The 16,394-nt window shown below is 63.0% G+C and carries 15 protein-coding genes; 8 read left to right on the top strand and 7 right to left on the bottom strand.

Features of this window, described 5'->3' with window-relative positions; all coding sequences use genetic code 11:
- Window positions 1-66: 66 nt before the first annotated feature.
- From exaC to MJP36_RS13025, 7 genes are all read left to right on the top strand, one after another.
- Window positions 67-1,587, top strand: coding sequence for an acetaldehyde dehydrogenase ExaC (exaC, locus tag MJP36_RS12995; protein WP_060756786.1), 1,521 nt, complete (start codon window positions 67-69; stop codon window positions 1,585-1,587).
- A gap of 309 nt (window positions 1,588-1,896) precedes the next feature.
- Entirely contained in the window at window positions 1,897-1,968 is a 72-nt protein-coding gene (pqqA, locus tag MJP36_RS13000) for a pyrroloquinoline quinone precursor peptide PqqA (protein ID WP_010209364.1), read from the top strand.
- A gap of 126 nt (window positions 1,969-2,094) precedes the next feature.
- Window positions 2,095-3,258, top strand: a complete 1,164-nt coding sequence (ercA, locus tag MJP36_RS13005; protein ID WP_104994217.1) for an alcohol dehydrogenase-like regulatory protein ErcA — start codon at window positions 2,095-2,097, stop codon at window positions 3,256-3,258.
- On the top strand, window positions 3,242-4,612 hold the full coding sequence (locus MJP36_RS13010) for an ATP-binding response regulator (protein ID WP_244385498.1): 1,371 nt from the start codon (window positions 3,242-3,244) through the stop codon (window positions 4,610-4,612). Before ercA ends, MJP36_RS13010 begins: the two co-directional genes overlap by 17 nt.
- A 77-nt stretch (window positions 4,613-4,689) precedes the next feature.
- Window positions 4,690-6,168, top strand: coding sequence for a DASS family sodium-coupled anion symporter (locus MJP36_RS13015; protein ID WP_244385499.1), 1,479 nt, complete (start codon window positions 4,690-4,692; stop codon window positions 6,166-6,168).
- Window positions 6,169-6,312: 144 nt separating this feature from the next.
- Complete coding sequence (locus MJP36_RS13020; RefSeq protein WP_060756782.1) at window positions 6,313-7,959, top strand: MFS transporter; 1,647 nt, start codon at window positions 6,313-6,315, stop codon at window positions 7,957-7,959.
- Window positions 7,956-9,101 carry an HlyD family secretion protein gene (locus MJP36_RS13025; protein ID WP_060756781.1) on the top strand — a complete coding sequence of 382 codons (1,146 nt, stop codon included), beginning with the start codon at window positions 7,956-7,958 and terminating at the stop codon, window positions 9,099-9,101. Before MJP36_RS13020 ends, MJP36_RS13025 begins: the two co-directional genes overlap by 4 nt.
- Window positions 9,102-9,128: 27 nt before the next feature.
- Here the strand turns inward: MJP36_RS13025 and MJP36_RS13030 are convergent, their stop codons facing one another.
- The 5 genes from MJP36_RS13030 to MJP36_RS13050 form a co-directional block, all read right to left on the bottom strand.
- Entirely contained in the window at window positions 9,129-10,016 is an 888-nt protein-coding gene (locus tag MJP36_RS13030) for an SMP-30/gluconolactonase/LRE family protein (RefSeq protein WP_090370056.1), read from the bottom strand.
- A gap of 3 nt (window positions 10,017-10,019) precedes the next feature.
- A complete protein-coding gene (locus MJP36_RS13035; RefSeq protein ID WP_244385500.1) occupies window positions 10,020-10,841 on the bottom strand; it encodes an NAD-dependent epimerase/dehydratase family protein in 822 nt (273 codons plus the stop codon).
- 221 nt (window positions 10,842-11,062) lie between these two features.
- A complete protein-coding gene (gene copD / locus MJP36_RS13040) occupies window positions 11,063-11,920 on the bottom strand; it encodes a copper homeostasis membrane protein CopD (protein WP_244385501.1) in 858 nt (285 codons plus the stop codon).
- A 3-nt stretch (window positions 11,921-11,923) separates the two neighbouring features.
- Complete coding sequence (gene copC, locus MJP36_RS13045; RefSeq protein WP_244385502.1) at window positions 11,924-12,289, bottom strand: copper homeostasis periplasmic binding protein CopC; 366 nt, start codon at window positions 12,287-12,289, stop codon at window positions 11,924-11,926.
- 17 nt (window positions 12,290-12,306) lie between these two features.
- On the bottom strand, window positions 12,307-12,750 hold the full coding sequence (locus MJP36_RS13050; RefSeq protein ID WP_060756776.1) for a GNAT family N-acetyltransferase: 444 nt from the start codon (window positions 12,748-12,750) through the stop codon (window positions 12,307-12,309).
- 143 nt (window positions 12,751-12,893) lie between these two features.
- Here MJP36_RS13050 and MJP36_RS13055 point away from each other — a divergent pair, with 143 nt between their 5' ends.
- Window positions 12,894-13,514, top strand: a complete 621-nt coding sequence (locus tag MJP36_RS13055; protein WP_060756775.1) for a TetR/AcrR family transcriptional regulator — start codon at window positions 12,894-12,896, stop codon at window positions 13,512-13,514.
- A 121-nt stretch (window positions 13,515-13,635) separates the two neighbouring features.
- On the opposite strand, the gene preA is transcribed toward MJP36_RS13055, so the two are convergent.
- Both preA and MJP36_RS13065 read right to left on the bottom strand, forming a co-directional pair.
- A complete protein-coding gene (preA, locus tag MJP36_RS13060) occupies window positions 13,636-14,910 on the bottom strand; it encodes an NAD-dependent dihydropyrimidine dehydrogenase subunit PreA (protein ID WP_060756774.1) in 1,275 nt (424 codons plus the stop codon).
- Window positions 14,910-16,277, bottom strand: coding sequence for an NAD(P)-dependent oxidoreductase (locus MJP36_RS13065; protein WP_244385623.1), 1,368 nt, complete (start codon window positions 16,275-16,277; stop codon window positions 14,910-14,912). Before MJP36_RS13065 ends, preA begins: the two co-directional genes overlap by 1 nt.
- Window positions 16,278-16,394 lie beyond the last annotated feature (117 nt).

A 16,394-nucleotide genomic window follows, 5' to 3' on the forward strand; every position in this document is an offset into this window, starting at 1 on the left:
AGGGCTCTTTACCATCGGCTCATCGCCTGTTCACCGACAGGCTCGGACCCCGACAGAGGCCTCATCATGATCTACGCACAACCTGGCACCCCCGGCGCCATCGTCACGTTCAAGCCACGCTACGGCAATTACATCGGCGGCGAGTTCGTCGCGCCGCTCAAGGGTGAGTATTTCACCAACACCTCGCCGGTCACCGGTGAAGTGATCGCCGAATTCCCACGCTCCAGCGCCGCCGATGTCGACAAGGCCCTGGACGCGGCCCACGCCGCCGCCGATGCCTGGGGCAAAACCTCGGCCCAGGATCGTGCTTTGGTGCTGTTGAAAATCGCCGACCGTATTGAGCAACACCTCGAAGTGCTGGCCGTGGCCGAGACCTGGGACAACGGTAAGGCCGTGCGCGAAACCCTCAACGCCGACGTGCCCCTGGCCGCCGACCACTTTCGTTACTTCGCCGGTTGCATCCGCGCCCAGGAAGGCGGCGCCGCCGAGATCAACGAGCACACTGCGGCCTATCACTTCCACGAGCCGCTGGGCGTGGTCGGGCAGATCATTCCGTGGAACTTCCCACTGCTGATGGCCGCGTGGAAATTGGCACCGGCATTGGCGGCCGGTAACTGCATTGTGCTCAAACCTGCCGAGCAGACGCCGCTGTCGATCATGGTGTTCGCCGAGCTGATCGGCGACCTGCTGCCGCCGGGCGTGCTCAACATCGTGCAGGGTTTTGGACGCGAAGCGGGGGAGGCGCTGGCCACCAGCAAGCGCATCGCCAAGATCGCCTTCACCGGTTCCACCCCGGTGGGCGCGCACATCATGCATGCTGCCGCCGAGAACATCATCCCGTCCACCGTCGAGCTGGGCGGCAAGTCGCCGAACATCTTCTTTGAAGACATCATGCGCGCCGAGCCGGCCTTTATTGAAAAGGCTGCTGAAGGTCTGGTGCTGGCGTTCTTCAACCAGGGCGAGGTGTGCACCTGCCCGTCGCGGGCGCTGGTGCAGGAGTCGATCTACGAGCCGTTCATGGCCGAGGTGATGAAGAAGATCGTCAAGATCAAGCGCGGCAACCCACTGGACACCGAAACCATGGTCGGCGCCCAGGCGTCGCAGCAGCAATACGACAAGATCCTGTCCTACCTGGAGATCGCCCAGCAAGAAGGCGCCGTGCTGCTCACCGGCGGCGCGGCCGAGCGTCTGGAGGGCGACCTGTCCAGCGGCTATTACATCCAGCCGACCTTGCTCAAGGGGCACAACAAGATGCGCGTGTTCCAGGAGGAAATCTTCGGCCCGGTGGTGGGCGTGACCACCTTCAAGGACGAGGCCGAAGCACTGGCGATCGCCAACGACAGCGAATTCGGCCTGGGCGCCGGCCTGTGGACCCGCGACATCAACCGCGCCTACCGCATGGGCCGCGCCATCAAGGCCGGGCGGGTGTGGACCAACTGTTATCACCTGTACCCGGCGCATGCGGCGTTTGGCGGGTACAAGAAGTCGGGCGTGGGGCGTGAGAACCACAAGATGATGCTCGATCACTACCAGCAGACCAAAAACCTGTTGGTGAGCTACGACATCAATCCGCTGGGCTTCTTCTAACCCTCAACTTGCAATGCAATTCATTGTGGGAGGGGCTTGCTCCCGATAGCGGTGTGTCAGTGGCATAGGTGTTGACTGACACACTGCTATCGGGAGCAAGCCCCCTCCCACATGGACCGTATTTCAATGTTGGGATTGGTCGAGGTAGTGGCATTGGGTCATGGCGGGTTCTGCATCTCCCATTTTGATTTGCCTGCATCCGCGACTAATGCACTGCAACCGCTACTTCGAAAGTAGCATTCGCCGCCCACACCCCCCATGCATTAATAACCCGACCGGGATCTTCCGGCACAACAAGAGGACATGCCCATGTGGACTAAACCCGCGTTTACCGACCTGCGTATCGGCTTCGAAGTGACCATGTACTTCGCCAGCCGTTGATTCACCGCCGGCCAGCCTTGTGCTGGCCGGTGCTGTGTGGAGGATGCCCCTTTGGTCTGATTGCAATCGCAGCCGGATGGGTTAGTGTGGAGCGCATCTTCCAGAATAATAAAAACAGGCTTACCCATGAGCCAGACTCTGAGCCCGCTGCGTAAATTCGTTTCTCCTGAAATCATCTTTGGTGCCGGCTGCCGGCACAACGTCGGTAATTACGCCAAGACCTTCGGCGCACGCAAGGTGCTGGTGGTCAGCGACCCCGGCGTGATTGCCGCCGGTTGGGTGGCCGATGTCGAAGCCAGCCTGCAAGCGCTCGGCATCGATTACTGCCTGTACAGCGCCGTCTCGCCCAACCCCCGTGTCGAGGAAGTGATGCTCGGTGCCGAGGTGTACCGTGAACACCACTGTGACGTGATTGTCGCCATCGGCGGCGGCAGCCCGATGGATTGCGGCAAGGCCATCGGCATTGTGGTCGCCCACGGCCGTAGCATCCTCGATTTTGAAGGCGTGGATACCCTCCGCGTACCCAGCCCGCCGCTGATCCTGATTCCGACCACCGCCGGCACCTCGGCGGATGTCTCGCAGTTCGTGATCATCTCCAATCAGCAGGAGCGCATGAAGTTCTCCATCGTCAGCAAGGCGGTGGTGCCGGATGTGTCGCTGATCGACCCGGAAACCACCGCCAGCATGGACCCGTTCCTGTCGGCCTGTACCGGCATTGACGCGTTGGTGCATGCCATCGAAGCGTTCGTCTCCACCGGCCACGGCCCGCTCACCGATCCTCACGCGTTGGAAGCGATGCGCCTGATCAACGGCAACCTGGTGCAGATGATCGCCAACCCCGGCGATATCGCCCTGCGCGAGAAGATCATGCTCGGCAGCATGCAGGCCGGGCTGGCGTTTTCCAATGCGATCCTCGGCGCGGTGCATGCCATGTCCCACAGCCTGGGCGGGTTTCTCGATTTGCCCCATGGCCTGTGCAACGCGGTGCTGGTGGAGCATGTGGTGGCGTTCAATTACAACTCGGCGCCGGAGCGTTTCCAGGTGATCGCCGAGACGTTCGGCATCGACTGCCGGGGGCTCAACCATCGACAGATCTGCGGGCGCCTGGTGGACCATCTGATCGCGCTGAAACATGCGATTGGCTTCCACGAAACCCTGGGGCTGCATGGGGTGCGTGTGGCGGATATTCCGTTCCTGTCGCGCCATGCGATGCACGACCCCTGCATCCTCACCAACCCTCGGGAGTCGAGCCAGCGTGACGTCGAGGTCGTCTATGGCGAAGCTCTCTGACGACCAGCAGCGCGCCCTCGCCGGGTTGCTGGGCCTTGGCGACCAGTCGGCGCGCAAGAGCCATTACCCGGAACTCACCGCACGGCTGGATGAGTTGGAGGCCGAACGCAAGCGCTACATCCGTCTCAACGACGAGCTGGAACAACGGGTGGCCGCACGTACCGATGAACTGCTGGAAGCCAACCACAACCTGCAACAGCAGATCGCCCAGCGCGAACGGATCGAACAGGACCTGCGCGACGCTCGCGACGCCGCCGAAGCCGCCAACCGCAGCAAGGACAAATACCTTGCCGCCGCCAGCCATGACCTGTTGCAGCCACTGAATGCCGCCCGTTTGTTGATCTCCACGTTGCGCGAACGGCAGTTGCCCAGCGTCGAGCAGGTGCTGGTGGAACGTACGCACCAGGCGCTGGAAGGCGCCGAGGACCTGCTGACGGACTTGCTCGATATCTCGCGCCTGGACCAGGCGGCGGTCAAGCCGGACATGGCCGTGTATCGGCTCGATGAGCTGTTTGCGCCGCTGGTTTCGGAGTTTCAGTCGGTGGCCCAGGCGTCGGGGCTGAACCTGCGGGTGCACACCGGCCGCTATGCGATCCGCAGCGACTTGCGGTTGTTGACGCGCATCTTGCGTAACTTCTTGAGCAATGCCTGCCGCTATACCGATGAGGGCTGTATCCTGCTCGGCGCGCGCCGCCGGGGCGATCGCCTGCGCCTCGAGGTCTGGGATACCGGGCGTGGTATTGCGGCGGACCGGCTGGAGGCGATCTTCCTGGAGTTCAACCAGCTCGACGTCGGCCGTGCGGCGGACCGCAAGGGCGTCGGGCTGGGCCTGGCGATTGTCGAGCGGATCGCCGAGATCCTCGGCCACCCGGTGGCGGTGCGGTCCTGGCCGGGGCGCGGTTCGATGTTCAGTATTGAGGTGCCGATGAGCGCCGAGATGCCTGCGGCAATCACCCAACTGCCGGTGCAAGCGACGACCGGCAACCCGCTGCCGGGGCGGCGTTTACTGGTGATCGACAACGAAGTGAGCATCCTCGACAGCATGCGTGCATTGCTCGGCCAATGGGGCTGCGAAGTGCTGACCGCCACCGACCAGGCGGGCGCATTGCTGGCGTTGCAGGGCAGGGCGCCGGAGCTGATCCTGGCGGACTACCACCTGGACCATGGGGTGCTGGGGTGCGAGGTGGTCAAGCACCTGCGCGAGCATTTCGGGCAGAAGATTGCGGCGGTGATCATTACCGCCGACCGCACCGACCAATGCCGCCGCGCGTTGCGCCGGCTGGATGCGCCGTTGCTGAATAAGCCGGTCAAACCGGGCAAGTTGCGCGCAGTGTTGAGCCAGTTATTGGCCTAGGGTGTTGATACCTGTCAACACGCGACGCGACGCTTTGCCTCATGCTCCAGGCCCGATCCAGAGGCCCGGAGCCGCCCATGAACGCCCCTGCTACAACCGCTGCATCCTTCAAGTTACCCCTGGGCCTGGTGGTCGCCGTACTGGTGATGGTCGGCGTGCTGTGGTTGCCGCTGCCGGTCGACCTGCCCGTTGCTGGGCAGCGTATGCTGGCGATCCTCGCGTTTGCCGTGGTGGTGTGGATCAGCGAAGCGGTGTCCTATGAAGCCAGCGCGATCATGATCACCTCGCTCATGGCGTTTTTGCTCGGCACTGCACCCTCGCTGCAAGACCCGACGCAACTGATCGGCTCCAGCCCGGCCATCAGCATGGCGCTGACCGGCTTCTCCAACCCCGCGCTGGCGCTGGTGGCGGGCGCGTTGTTCATTGCGGCGGCGATGACCCACACCGGCCTGGACCGGCGCATTGCGTTGGTGACCCTGAGCCGCGTCGGCACCAGTACCCGGCGCATCCTGCTCGGCGCGATTGCCGTGACGATCCTGCTCAGCCTGGTGGTGCCCAGTGCCACGGCGCGCAGTGCCTGTGTGGTGCCGATCATGATGGGCGTGATTGCCGCCTTTGGTGTCGATAAACGCTCGAACATTGCCGCCGGTATCATGATCGTGGTGGCCCAGGGCACCAGCATCTGGAACGTCGGTATCCAGACCGCCGCGGCGCAGAACCTGCTGAGCGTCGGCTTCATGGACAAGATGCTCGGCCAGCGCGTGTCGTGGATCGACTGGCTGATCGCCGGCGCGCCGTGGGCGCTGATTATGTCGGCCGTGTTGTTGTACCTGGTGCTCAAGCTGCTGCCGCCGGAAACCGACAGCATCCCCGGCGGTAAAGAAGCGGTGGCGCAGTCGCTGCTGGACATCGGCCCCATGACCGGCCCGCAGAAACGCCTGCTCGCCGTGTCGATACTGCTGTTGTTGGCCTGGGCCACGGAAGGGCGCCTGCACAATTTCGACACCACCTCGACCACTTACGCCGGGCTGGTATGCCTGCTGCTGCCGGGCCTGGGCGTGATGACCTGGAAGGATGTGCAATCGCGCATTCCGTGGGGCACGGTGATTGTGTTCGGCGTGGGCATCAGCCTGGGCACGGCGCTGCTGACCACCCACGCCGGGCAATGGCTGGGTTCGCAGGTGGTGGCGCACACTGGGCTGGATCAGGTGGGGCCGTTGGGCGTGTTTGCGATTCTTGGCGCGTTCCTGATCCTGATCCATCTGGGCTTCGCCAGCGCCACGGCCCTGACCTCGGCGTTGTTGCCGATCCTGATTGCGGTGTTGCAGACCTTGCCGGGGGAGTTCAACCGGTTGGGGATGACCATGCTGCTGGGGTTTGTCATGAGCTATGGGTTCATCCTGCCGATCAATGCGCCGCAGAACATGGTGTGCCTGGGCACGGCGACGTTTACGGCCAGGCAATTTGCCAAGGTCGGGGTCTGGGTGACGCTGGTGGGGTATGGGTTGATGCTGGTATTTGCGGCGACTTACTGGAGTTGGCTGGGCTGGATCTGATCGGGAATGCGCTTTAGAGGCATCCGAGCAGCCACAGACTGACGTGAACCCCACCCCAAGATGGCAAGATGAGCGGCTCTCAGGTTTACTATCCCTGAGTCGTGCTTTTACCGACCTCAACCGTCGGTTCATCTAGGTCATCGAATGGACAAATACACCCCTCACACCTGGGAACCCCACGAGCGCCCGAGCCTGCCCGGTTCGCCGTCGACACCGCTGCACCCCACCCACAAACGCTGGCTGTTCGCGCTGGTGGGCGTGCTGGTGGCAATCACCGGGGGGCTGGGGAATGCCCTGGTCATCGCCAACCTGCAATACCTGCAAGGCGCACTGGGGGCGACCACCGCCGAAATGGCCTGGCTGCCCGCCGCCTATGTGATGACCAACGTGTGCATGAACCTGCTGCTGGTGAAGTTCCGCCAGCAGTTCGGCCTGCGCGCGTTTACCGAAGTGTTCCTGGTGCTGTATGCGCTGGTGACCTTCGGCCACTTGTTCGTCAACGACCTCAGTTCGGCCATTGCGGTGCGGGCGGCGCACGGCATGGTGGGTGCGGCGCTGAGTTCCCTGGGGTTGTACTACATGATCCAGGCATTCCCGGCCAAGTGGCGCCTCAAAGCCCTGGTCCTGGGGTTGGGCACCGCGCAGTTGGCCTTGCCGCTGGCGCGCCTGTTCTCCGAAGACTTGCTGCAGATTGCCGAGTGGCGCGGCCTGTACCTGTTCGAGCTGGGCTTGGCGCTGATCTGCCTGGGTTGCGTGTTCCTGCTCAAGCTGCCACCGGGCGACCGTTTCAAGACCTTTGAAAAACTCGACTTCCTCACCTTCGCCATCCTCGCCAGCGGCGTGGCGCTGCTGTGCGCGGTGTTGTCCCTGGGCCGTATCGACTGGTGGCTGGAAGCGCCGTGGATCGGTATCGCCTCGGCCGCCTCGCTGATACTGATCATGGCTGGCCTGGCCATCGAACATAACCGCGCCAACCCGATGCTGATGACCCGCTGGCTGGGCAGCGGCACCATGATTCGCCTGGCGCTGGCGGTGATCCTGATTCGCATGGTGCTGTCCGAACAGTCCACCGGCGCGGTGGGGTTCATGCAGATGTTGAACATGAGCTACCAACAGATGCACACGCTGTACGTGGTCATGCTGGCCGGCGCGATCGCCGGGCTGGTGGTCAGCGCGTTGACCATCAACCCCGCGCACCTGCTGATGCCGCTGGTGATTTCCTTGGCGCTGATGGCCACGGGGTCGGTGATGGACAGTTTTTCCAGCAACCTGACCCGGCCGCAGAACCTGTATATCAGTCAGTTCCTGCTGGGCTTTGGCGGTACGTTCTTCCTGGGGCCGACCATGGTGCTGGGCACGAAGAACGTGCTGACCAACCCGCGCAACCTGGTGAGTTTTTCGGTGATGTTCGGCATTTGCCAGAACCTCGGCGGCCTGATCGGCGCGGCGTTGCTCGGCACCTTCCAGATCGTGCGCGAGAAATATCATTCAAGCATGATCGTCGAGCACTTGACCTTGCTCGACCCCCGCGTGGCCGCACGGGTACAGAGCGGCGGTTCGGCCTATGGCGGTATCGTCGCCGACCCGGAATTGCGTAACCTGATGGGCATCCGCAGCCTCGCCACGGCCGCGACCCGGGAGGCGAACGTAATGGCTTACAACGATGTCTTCATGCTGATCGCAATCATCGCGATACTGACCATGACCTGGATCTTTTTGCGCAGCCTATGGCTGATGAGCACCACCCGAGCAGCCACTCCTCCCGTTCAACCTAGCGGCGTTTCTTCATGACCGAATCGACAACCACGACCACCAACGCCATTGCCTCGACCCCGGAAGGCAGCACCCCACCGGGCTCGACCATTACCGAACCGCGCTCGTTGCGGGTGCGCATCGTCTCTTCGCTGGGCTTTGCCGCGATTGCCATCGTCGGTGTGTTGATCGTGTTGTATGCCTGGCAATTGCCGCCGTTCAGCAGCGCCGTGGAGACCACTGAAAATGCGCTGGTGCGCGGCCAGGTGACGATCATCGGCCCGCAACTGAGCGGTTATGTGTTTGAGGTGCCGGTGCAGGACTTCCAGTACGTGAAAGCCGGCGACCTGCTGGTGCGCCTGGACGACCGCATCTACAAGCAACGCCTCGACCAGGCACTGGCCCAACTGGCGGTACAGAAAGCCGCGTTGGCCAATGTAGTGCAGCAGCGCAACAGCGCCGAAGCCACCATCAAGCTGCGCCAGGCCGCGTTGGCCGATAGCCAGGCGCAGTCGCGCAAGAGCCTTGCCGACCTGCGCCGCAATGAAGAGCTGATCGGCGACGGTTCCGTGTCCAAGCGCGAGCTGGACGTGACCCGTGCGGCGAACGCGCAGACGATCGCCTCGGTGGCCCAAGCCCAGGCCAGCCTGGAAATTGCCCGGCAGGATCTGCAAACCGTGATCGTCAATCGCGGTTCGCTGGAGGCCGCCGTGGCCAGTGCCGAGGCGGCGGTGGAACTGGCGCGCATCGACCTGTCCAACACCCGCATCACCGCACCGCGTGACGGCCAGTTGGGGCAGATTGGCGTGCGCCTTGGGGCCTATGTCAATTCCGGCGCGCAGTTGATGGCCCTGGTGCCCCCGCAGTTGTGGGTGATCGCCAATATGAAAGAAACCCAGATGGACAACGTGCAGGTCGGCCAGCCGGTGACCTTCACCGTGGATGCGCTGAACCACCGCAAGTTTCATGGCACGGTGCAGCATATTTCCCCGGCGACCGGTTCGGAGTTCAGCCTGTTGCAGGCCGATAACGCCACTGGCAACTTCGTCAAGATCGCCCAGCGCGTGCCGGTGCGGATCACGGTCGACCCCGACCAGGCCGAGAGCGAGCGGCTGCGGCCGGGGTTGTCGGTGGTCGTCAGTATCGACACCGCGGGGCGCTTGAAAAACAGCCCGCCTTGAGACCACGCCGCTCAACAGGTGCCAGCGTCACCCAGGCTTGCGACACGCAAACGTAGGTTCGGGTAACCCCTGGGCACCGGGGTTGAGGGCGAACACGCCGCCGGCCAGGGACTGCTCGCTGTGGTCGTCCCGAATCGAGGTGACGAACAAGGTGTCCAGGCGACTGCCGCCGAACGCGCACATGCTGGGTTTTTTCACCGGCACGCTGAGCGAGCGGTCGAGCCGGCCCTCGGGGGTGAAACGGTGGACCAGCCCTGCGTCGTTGGCGCAGATCCAATAGCAGCCGTCGGCATCGACGGCCGCGCCGTCGGGGCGGCCGGGGTGCGCGTGCATGTCGATGAACACACGGCGATTGGACGGTGTGCCGCTCTCCAGATCGTAATCGAACGCCCAGACCTGCTGCACCGACGGATGCGAGTCCGAGACATACATCGTGCGCCCATCGGGGCTGAAGGCCAGGCCGTTGAGGGTGATAAACCCGCTTAGCTGAGCCTGCGGCGTTGCACCTGCGGCGAAGCGATAAAGAGTGCCCTCGGCGGCCCCAAGGCCCATGTCCAAGACCATGCTGCCGGCCCAGAAGCGGCCCTGGCGATCACAGCGACCGTCGTTCAGGCGCATGTCCGCGCGCGGGTGGTCGACGGTCGCCAAGGGGGTGGTGTCGAGGCTGCCGTCGTTGTGCGGGGTGAGTTGGAAAAACCCGGTTTGCATGCCGGCAACCCAGTTGCCGGCGTCGCTACGTGCGATGCAGGCAAGCATTTGCGGGGCTTTCCAGGCCGCGAGGTGGCCGGTGGCGGCGCTCCAGCGTTGCAGGCCGCCGTTGGGAATATCGACCCAATACAGCGCCTGTTCCTCGGGTACCCAGACTGGGCATTCGCCCACGGTGTTGCGGGCGTCGACGATCAATTCAGCGGGCATGGTTCAGTCACCGAAGGGGCCGGCCGCGCAAAACGCACCGCCTTGGTAGACCTTGGCCGGGTCGTTTTCAGCCACGGGTGGCTGGGTTTCGACCTGGGCGCGGAACACTTCGGAGCTGTCCTTGGGCACAAAGCCCAGGTGCGCGGCGTAGCGGTTGTCCCACCAGGTGTCGAGGTTAGCCGACATGCCGTACACCACGGTATGGCCGACGTTGGGGGTGTAGAGCGCACGTTCCAGCAGTTGCGTGAGGTCGTCGAAGCTCAGCCAGGTGTGCATCATCCGGCGGTTTTGCGGTTCGGGGAACGAGGAGCCGATACGGATGCTCACGGTCTCGATGCCGTAACGGTCGAAGTAAAAACTGGCCAGGTCTTCGCCGTAGGATTTGGACAGGCCGTAGTAGCTGTCCGGGCGGCGAGGGGAGTGGGCGTCGAGGATTTCGCCTTGTTTGTGGAAGCCGATCACATGGTTGGAACTGGCGAAGATCACGCGCTTCACGCCGTGGCGGCGGGCGGCTTCGTAGATGTGGAAAGTCCCGCAGATGTTGGCGCCGAGTACCTCTTCAAAGGCGCGCTCCACCGACACGCCGCCAAAATGCAGGATCGCGTCGACACCTTCGACCAACGGGTGCACGGCGTGTTTGTCGGCGAGGTCACAGGGTTGCACTTCTTCAGACGCGTCGGCGGCCGGGGCCATCGGGGCGATGTCCGACAGGCGCAACACCCGAGCATAGGGGCGCAGGCGTTCACGCAGGACTTTGCCCAAACCACCGGCGGCGCCGGTGAGCAGCAGGCGATTGAAGGGTGTGGGCGAGGTGATTGTGGTCATGTGGATTCCATTATTGTTGTAGGTTGTCGTATGACTTGTCTCGAGTATCCTTACGCTCCCCCCAGCTTGTCAACCCGACCTGTGGGAGGGGCTTGCTCCCGATAGCGGTCTATCAGCAATGCTTCCAGTGGCTGACACACCGCTATCGGGAGCAAGCCCCCTCCCACAGGGGATTTTCTGTGTGCTGGGGGTTGTATGATGAGGTGGCCGGAAGTTGGGGCTCAGTCGGCGAGGAGCATCGGCGGGAGCGTGCCGAGCAGGGACACCGCCGCCACCGCTGCTACGCCCAGTAACCACTCCAGCATCACACTGGCCTTCAAGCTGTCCAGGCGTTCCTCACAGCGCTCGATACGCAGGCGGTTCAACAGCGCCAGTGCCAACATGCCCAGCACCAGCAGCACCTTGATCAACAGAATCAGGGCAAAACCATTGAACAAGGGCGTGGGCCATAGCTGCCCGGTGAGCACGCGCACATTGATCAGCCCCGTCACCAGCAACCCGCTGACCAAGCCATAACCCACGCCGCTGAAGCGCTTGATGATGGTTGCCAGCGCATCCTGTCGCGGGTGCCTGAGGATCAATACCAGCAGCAATAGACCACCGAGCCAGGCGCCGACGCACACCAGGTGTACCACCTGGTTGAGGATCAGCAGTTGCCCGCTCAACCCATTGAGCATGGCGCCATGGCCCACCGGTGCCAGCGTGACCAGCAGCAGGCTGATCAACGGCAGGCGCAAGGCCGGCCAGGGTTTGACCAGCGCGATCACCAGCAGCAAGTTCAACAACAGATGCCAGGCCCACACTTGGCCAAAGAAGGTTTTGCCCAGCACCAACTGCACGGTCGCCGGTTGCAGCGCCGCGTTCCAGCTGCCGGCCATGCTGGCGGTGATCAACAACAACCAGGCCACGCCGGAACACAGCGCCAACCCGGCGAGCACGCGGGTGATGTGCAGCAGGTGCCGGTCAAGTGCCGGTTGCCGTTCAGTGCCTGACAACCAGGGCCTGAAGGCACAGGCCCCGAACATCAACAGCACGACGATGAAGTGCACAAAGCGGCACAGCACCAGCAGTGTCGCCATGGATTATTGGCCGACCTTGAAGCTGTATTCGCCGTTGCTCTTGTGCGTGTCGACCGACACCGCGTTCCACACTACTTGATAGTTGCCGGCGGCCAGCGGTGCGGCAGGCGTGACGACCAGGGTCTTCTTATCGGCGTCGGGGGTTTCCAGGCCCTTGATCGCGACTTCGGTGCCGTCCTTGCTCAGCGACACCTTGGTGAAGACGGCTTCGACGCCTTCGCTGAACGTCAGGCGCAGGTCGGCAGGCGCCGCGACGGTGCTGTCGGCCGCAGGCGTCGAGCTCTTGAGGTGGGCATGCGCAAACGCGGCCGAGGCGCCCAGCAGCGATGCGAGCAGGGCGACGGTGGTCAGGGCTTTCTTGATCAACATTGTTCGATACCTTCAGGTTAGGAAGTCGGTAGAGCCATATGCAGCAAGGGAAAGGGTTTGCCTTCGCCATCCAGCGGCGAGCGTGCGACCTGGATGAAGCCATAGTGCAGATAAAACCCCACGGCCTGTGGGTTTTGTTCGTTGACGTCTACCGTCAGGGTGTCATGGCGCGCACGCGCGTGATCGAGCAATTGCCGGCCGATGCCTTGGCCACGGCGGTCGGGTTCGATAAACAGCATCTCGACGTTATGCCCGCCGGTGCCGATGAAACCGGCGATACCCTGCGGGTCTTCATACACCCACACATCCAGGGCAGGCATGGGCAAATAGGTGTCGCGCACCAGGGGCAGCAGACGTTGGATGTCGTCCTCTGGCAGGAAGTCATGGGTGGCGCGTACCGAGCGTTCCCACAGTGCGCCGAGCACGGGATCGTCAGTGGCGACACGAGGTCGGATAGTCATGATCTGGATCCTTGATCGGGAGAGCGATGCTAACCAATCCGTTTTCCAGGGGAAAGGTTCGCGTCAGAAGTTTCATTGTGGTGTGTCGCCGCGCCCTGGAGCCGATGGTAGTCTTGAGGCCATGTTGTTGTCAGGGAGCCCTTATGGGCAATCACAAGATCGGAATTCGTCGAGTCAACGTCGAAAAAATCCTATTGGCGGCGGAAAAAGTCTTCGCGGTGAAAGGTTATGGCAGCACCGCCATGGCCGACATCGCCGAAGAAGTGCAATTGCCGCGCTCCAACCTGCATTACTACTTCACCACCAAGAGCGAACTGTACAGCGCGGTGCTGTTCGACCTGCTGGACGTGTGGAAACAGGACGCCCTCAGCTTCGAAACCTTCGACGATCCGCGTGTGGTGTTGAGCAGCTACATCCGCGCCAAGATGCAGCGCTCGCGCACGCGGCCCTATGGGTCGAAAGTCTGGGCCAACGAAATCATCCACGGCGCGCCGACCCTGGGCCAGGCGCTGGATGAAAGCCTGTACGACTGGGCCAAGATGAAGGAAGCGAAAATTCGCCAATGGGTGGAAGACAAACGCATCCTGCCGGTGGAGCCGTCGAGCCTGCTGTATATGATCTGGGCATCGACCCAGCACTATGCGGACTTTGATCATCAGGTGACGATTCTGAATGATCACCAGCCGCTGTCGGACATGCAGTTCGAGAAGGCCATTCAGACGGTGACCAGTGTGATTTTGCGGGGGATTGGGTTGGAACCTTGAGGTTTGTGTTGTGAGTGGTGGCCTCATCGGGAGCAAGCCCCCTCCCACAAATGACCGCATTCACCTGGAGGTATGCAATCAACTGTGGGAGGGGGCTTGCTCCCGATAGCGGCCTGAAGCCCTACACCGCCTCCCGATAAGGGTTGCGTGGATCCTGCGTCCAATTCAAAAACGGCTTGCCCGTCTCCATCGGCACCATCTCGATACAATCCGCCACCGGGCAGGTGATCTGGCACAGGTTGCAGCCCACGCACTCATCATCGATCACGCTGTATTGATGCGTGCCGTCCGCCAGTTTCACACTCGCGATCGCCTGGTGCGAGGTATCTTCACAGGCGATATGACAACGCCCGCAGCCGATGCACGCCGCCTGATCGATCTTGGCGATGACCTGGTAATTGATGTCCAGGTACTTCCAATCCGTGGTATTGCCCACCGCCCGCCCGGAAAAATCCTGCAGGCTGGTGTAGCCCTGGCTGTCCATCCAACGGGACAGCCCATCCTTCATCTCGTCCACAATCCGAAACCCATGCAACATCGCCGCCGTGCACACCTGCACCGCGCCGCACCCCAGCGCGACGAATTCGGCGGCATCGCGCCAGTTGCCGATGCCACCAATGCCGCAGATCGGCAGGCCCTGGGTCTGCGGGTCACGGGCGATTTCCGCGACCATGTTCAAGGCAATCGGCTTGACCGCCGAACCGCAATACCCGCCGTGGGTGCTCTGGGTGCCGACCACCGGCAGGGCGACCATGCGTTCCAGGTCCACACTGGTGATGGAGTTGATGGTGTTGATCAGCGAGACCGCGTCCGCACCGCCGCGATAGGCCGCCCGCGCCGCCACACGAATGTCGGTGATATTCGGCGTGAGCTTGACGATCACCGGCAGCGAGCAGTACGTCTTGCACCAGCGCGTGACTTGCTCGACATACTCCGGCACCTGGCCTACCGCCGCGCCCATGCCGCGTTCGGGCATGCCGTGGGGGCAACCGAAATTCAGCTCGATACCGTCGCAGCCGGTGGCCTCCACCAAGGGCAGGATGTTTTTCCACGACTGTTCGACGCAGGGCACCATCAGCGACACGATCAGCGCACGGTCCGGCCAGTCCTTTTTGACCTGGGTGATTTCCCGCAGGTTGATCTCCAGGGAACGGTCGGTGATCAGCTCGATATTGTTGATGCCCAGCACTTCACGATTGGCGCCGTAGTGGGCCGAGTAGCGTGACGACACATTGACCGCCGCCGGATCTTCCCCGAGGGTTTTCCACACCACGCCGCCCCAGCCCGCCTCGAAGGCGCGGACCACGTTGTAGGCTTTGTCGGTGGGCGGTGCGGAGGCCAGCCAGAAGGGGTTGGGGGCCTTGATACCGGCGAACACAATCGAAAGATCGGCCATTACGCAGCCTCCACGTTCAGCATGAGTTGGGCGTGCATGGCCTCGGCGGCCAGCTTGCCGTGTTGCACCGCCTGCACGGTGAGGTCCTGGCCGAGGCTGACGCAATCGCCGCCGGCATAGACGCCTGGAATACTGGTGCGCAACTGCTCGTCGACGAAGATCCGCTCGCCGACGCGGTGCAGTTGCTGGGCCAGCGGGTCGTGCAGGGCGGCGTTGTCGAAGCCCTGGCCGATGGCTTTGAAGATGGCGTCGGCGGCCAATTCGAAGGTTTCGCCGGTCGCGTGCAGACGCCCATTTTCCATGTGTGTGCGCAGAAAGCGCATGCCGCGCACACGACCGTGATCATCCAGCAGCACGGCTTCGGGCTGGGCCCAGGTCAGCAGGCGCACCTGGTTGGCCTTGGCAATGTCCTGCTCATGCTGGGTTGCGCCCATGTCCGCCAGGCCACGGCGGTATACCAGGTTCACATCACGGGCACCCAGGCGGGCCATCTGCACGGCCATGTCGATGGCGGTGTTGCCAGCGCCGAGCACAATGCAGCGGTCGGCCAGGGGCAGTTGGGTGAGGTCCTCGGCCTGGCGCAGTTCGCGGATGTAGTCGGTGGCGGCCAACAGGCCGGGAGCCTCTTCGTGGGGCAGGCCGAGTTGTTTGCTGGCGGCCAGGCCGAGGCCGAGGAACACCGCGTCAAATTGCTGGTGCAGCTCGCTCAAGGTCAGGTTATCGCCCAGGCGCTGGCCGTGGCGAATCTCGATACCGCCGACCTGCAGCAGGAAATCCAACTCCTTTTGCGCAAAGTCATCCACCAACTTGTATTTGGCGATGCCGTATTCATTCAGCCCGCCGGCTTTTTCCCGCGCCTCGAAAATCACCACGTCATGCCCGTGCAAGGCGGCGCGATGGGCGCAGGCGAGCCCCGCAGGCCCGGCGCCGACCACGGCGATGCGTTTGCCGGTGGGCGCGGCGCGCTGGAACGGGTGTTCGCTGAATTGCGCATTGTCGATCGCGTAGCGTTGCAACAGGCCGATCAGCACCGGGGCGCATTCCTCGGCGTGGTTACGCACGCAGGCTTGCTGGCACAGGATTTCGGTGGGGCACACCCTAGCGCAACTGCCGCCGAGGATGTTGGCCGAGAGGATTTTCTGCGCCGCACCCTGCACGTTATCGGTGTGGATATTGCGGATGAACGAGGGGATATCGATCTCGCTGGGGCACGCATTCACGCACGGCGCGTCGTAGCAATACAGGCAACGCGAGGCTTCCAGCTGGGCTTGACGACGGTTGAGGGGCGGCGCCAGGTCGCTGAAATGGCTGGCCAGCGTTGCGCCGTCTTCTTGGGGGTGGGGGAGGTGGGTCAGGGTCTGGATCACGGGGTTGGCCTCACGGTTTTGTGGGTTGCCTCTGGCGGGCATTGTTGTTGCCAGTACTGGCCTCATCGGGAGCAAGCCCCCTCCCACAGTCGAATGTGGGAGCGGGCTTGCTCGCGA

The sequence above is a fragment of the Pseudomonas palleroniana genome (genome assembly GCF_022836895.1).
In the GTDB taxonomy this organism is placed as follows: domain Bacteria; phylum Pseudomonadota; class Gammaproteobacteria; order Pseudomonadales; family Pseudomonadaceae; genus Aquipseudomonas; species Aquipseudomonas palleroniana.

Excerpts from the sequence above, each read along its gene's own strand:
- copD (WP_244385501.1), bottom strand. The coding sequence starts at position 11,920 with ATGGCGACACTGCTGGTGCTGTGCCGCTTTGTGCACTTCATCGTCGTG.
- exaC (WP_060756786.1), top strand. The coding sequence starts at position 67 with ATGATCTACGCACAACCTGGCACCCCCGGCGCCATCGTCACGTTCAAG.
- ercA (WP_104994217.1), top strand. The coding sequence starts at position 2,095 with ATGAGCCAGACTCTGAGCCCGCTGCGTAAATTCGTTTCTCCTGAAATC.
- copC (WP_244385502.1), bottom strand. The coding sequence starts at position 12,289 with ATGTTGATCAAGAAAGCCCTGACCACCGTCGCCCTGCTCGCATCGCTG.
- MJP36_RS13050 (WP_060756776.1), bottom strand. The coding sequence starts at position 12,750 with ATGACTATCCGACCTCGTGTCGCCACTGACGATCCCGTGCTCGGCGCA.
- MJP36_RS13055 (WP_060756775.1), top strand. The coding sequence starts at position 12,894 with ATGGGCAATCACAAGATCGGAATTCGTCGAGTCAACGTCGAAAAAATC.
- preA (WP_060756774.1), bottom strand. The coding sequence starts at position 14,910 with ATGGCCGATCTTTCGATTGTGTTCGCCGGTATCAAGGCCCCCAACCCC.
- MJP36_RS13025 (WP_060756781.1), top strand. The coding sequence starts at position 7,956 with ATGACCGAATCGACAACCACGACCACCAACGCCATTGCCTCGACCCCG.
- MJP36_RS13020 (WP_060756782.1), top strand. The coding sequence starts at position 6,313 with ATGGACAAATACACCCCTCACACCTGGGAACCCCACGAGCGCCCGAGC.
- MJP36_RS13030 (WP_090370056.1), bottom strand. The coding sequence starts at position 10,016 with ATGCCCGCTGAATTGATCGTCGACGCCCGCAACACCGTGGGCGAATGC.
- MJP36_RS13035 (WP_244385500.1), bottom strand. The coding sequence starts at position 10,841 with ATGACCACAATCACCTCGCCCACACCCTTCAATCGCCTGCTGCTCACC.
- MJP36_RS13010 (WP_244385498.1), top strand. The coding sequence starts at position 3,242 with ATGGCGAAGCTCTCTGACGACCAGCAGCGCGCCCTCGCCGGGTTGCTG.
- MJP36_RS13015 (WP_244385499.1), top strand. The coding sequence starts at position 4,690 with ATGAACGCCCCTGCTACAACCGCTGCATCCTTCAAGTTACCCCTGGGC.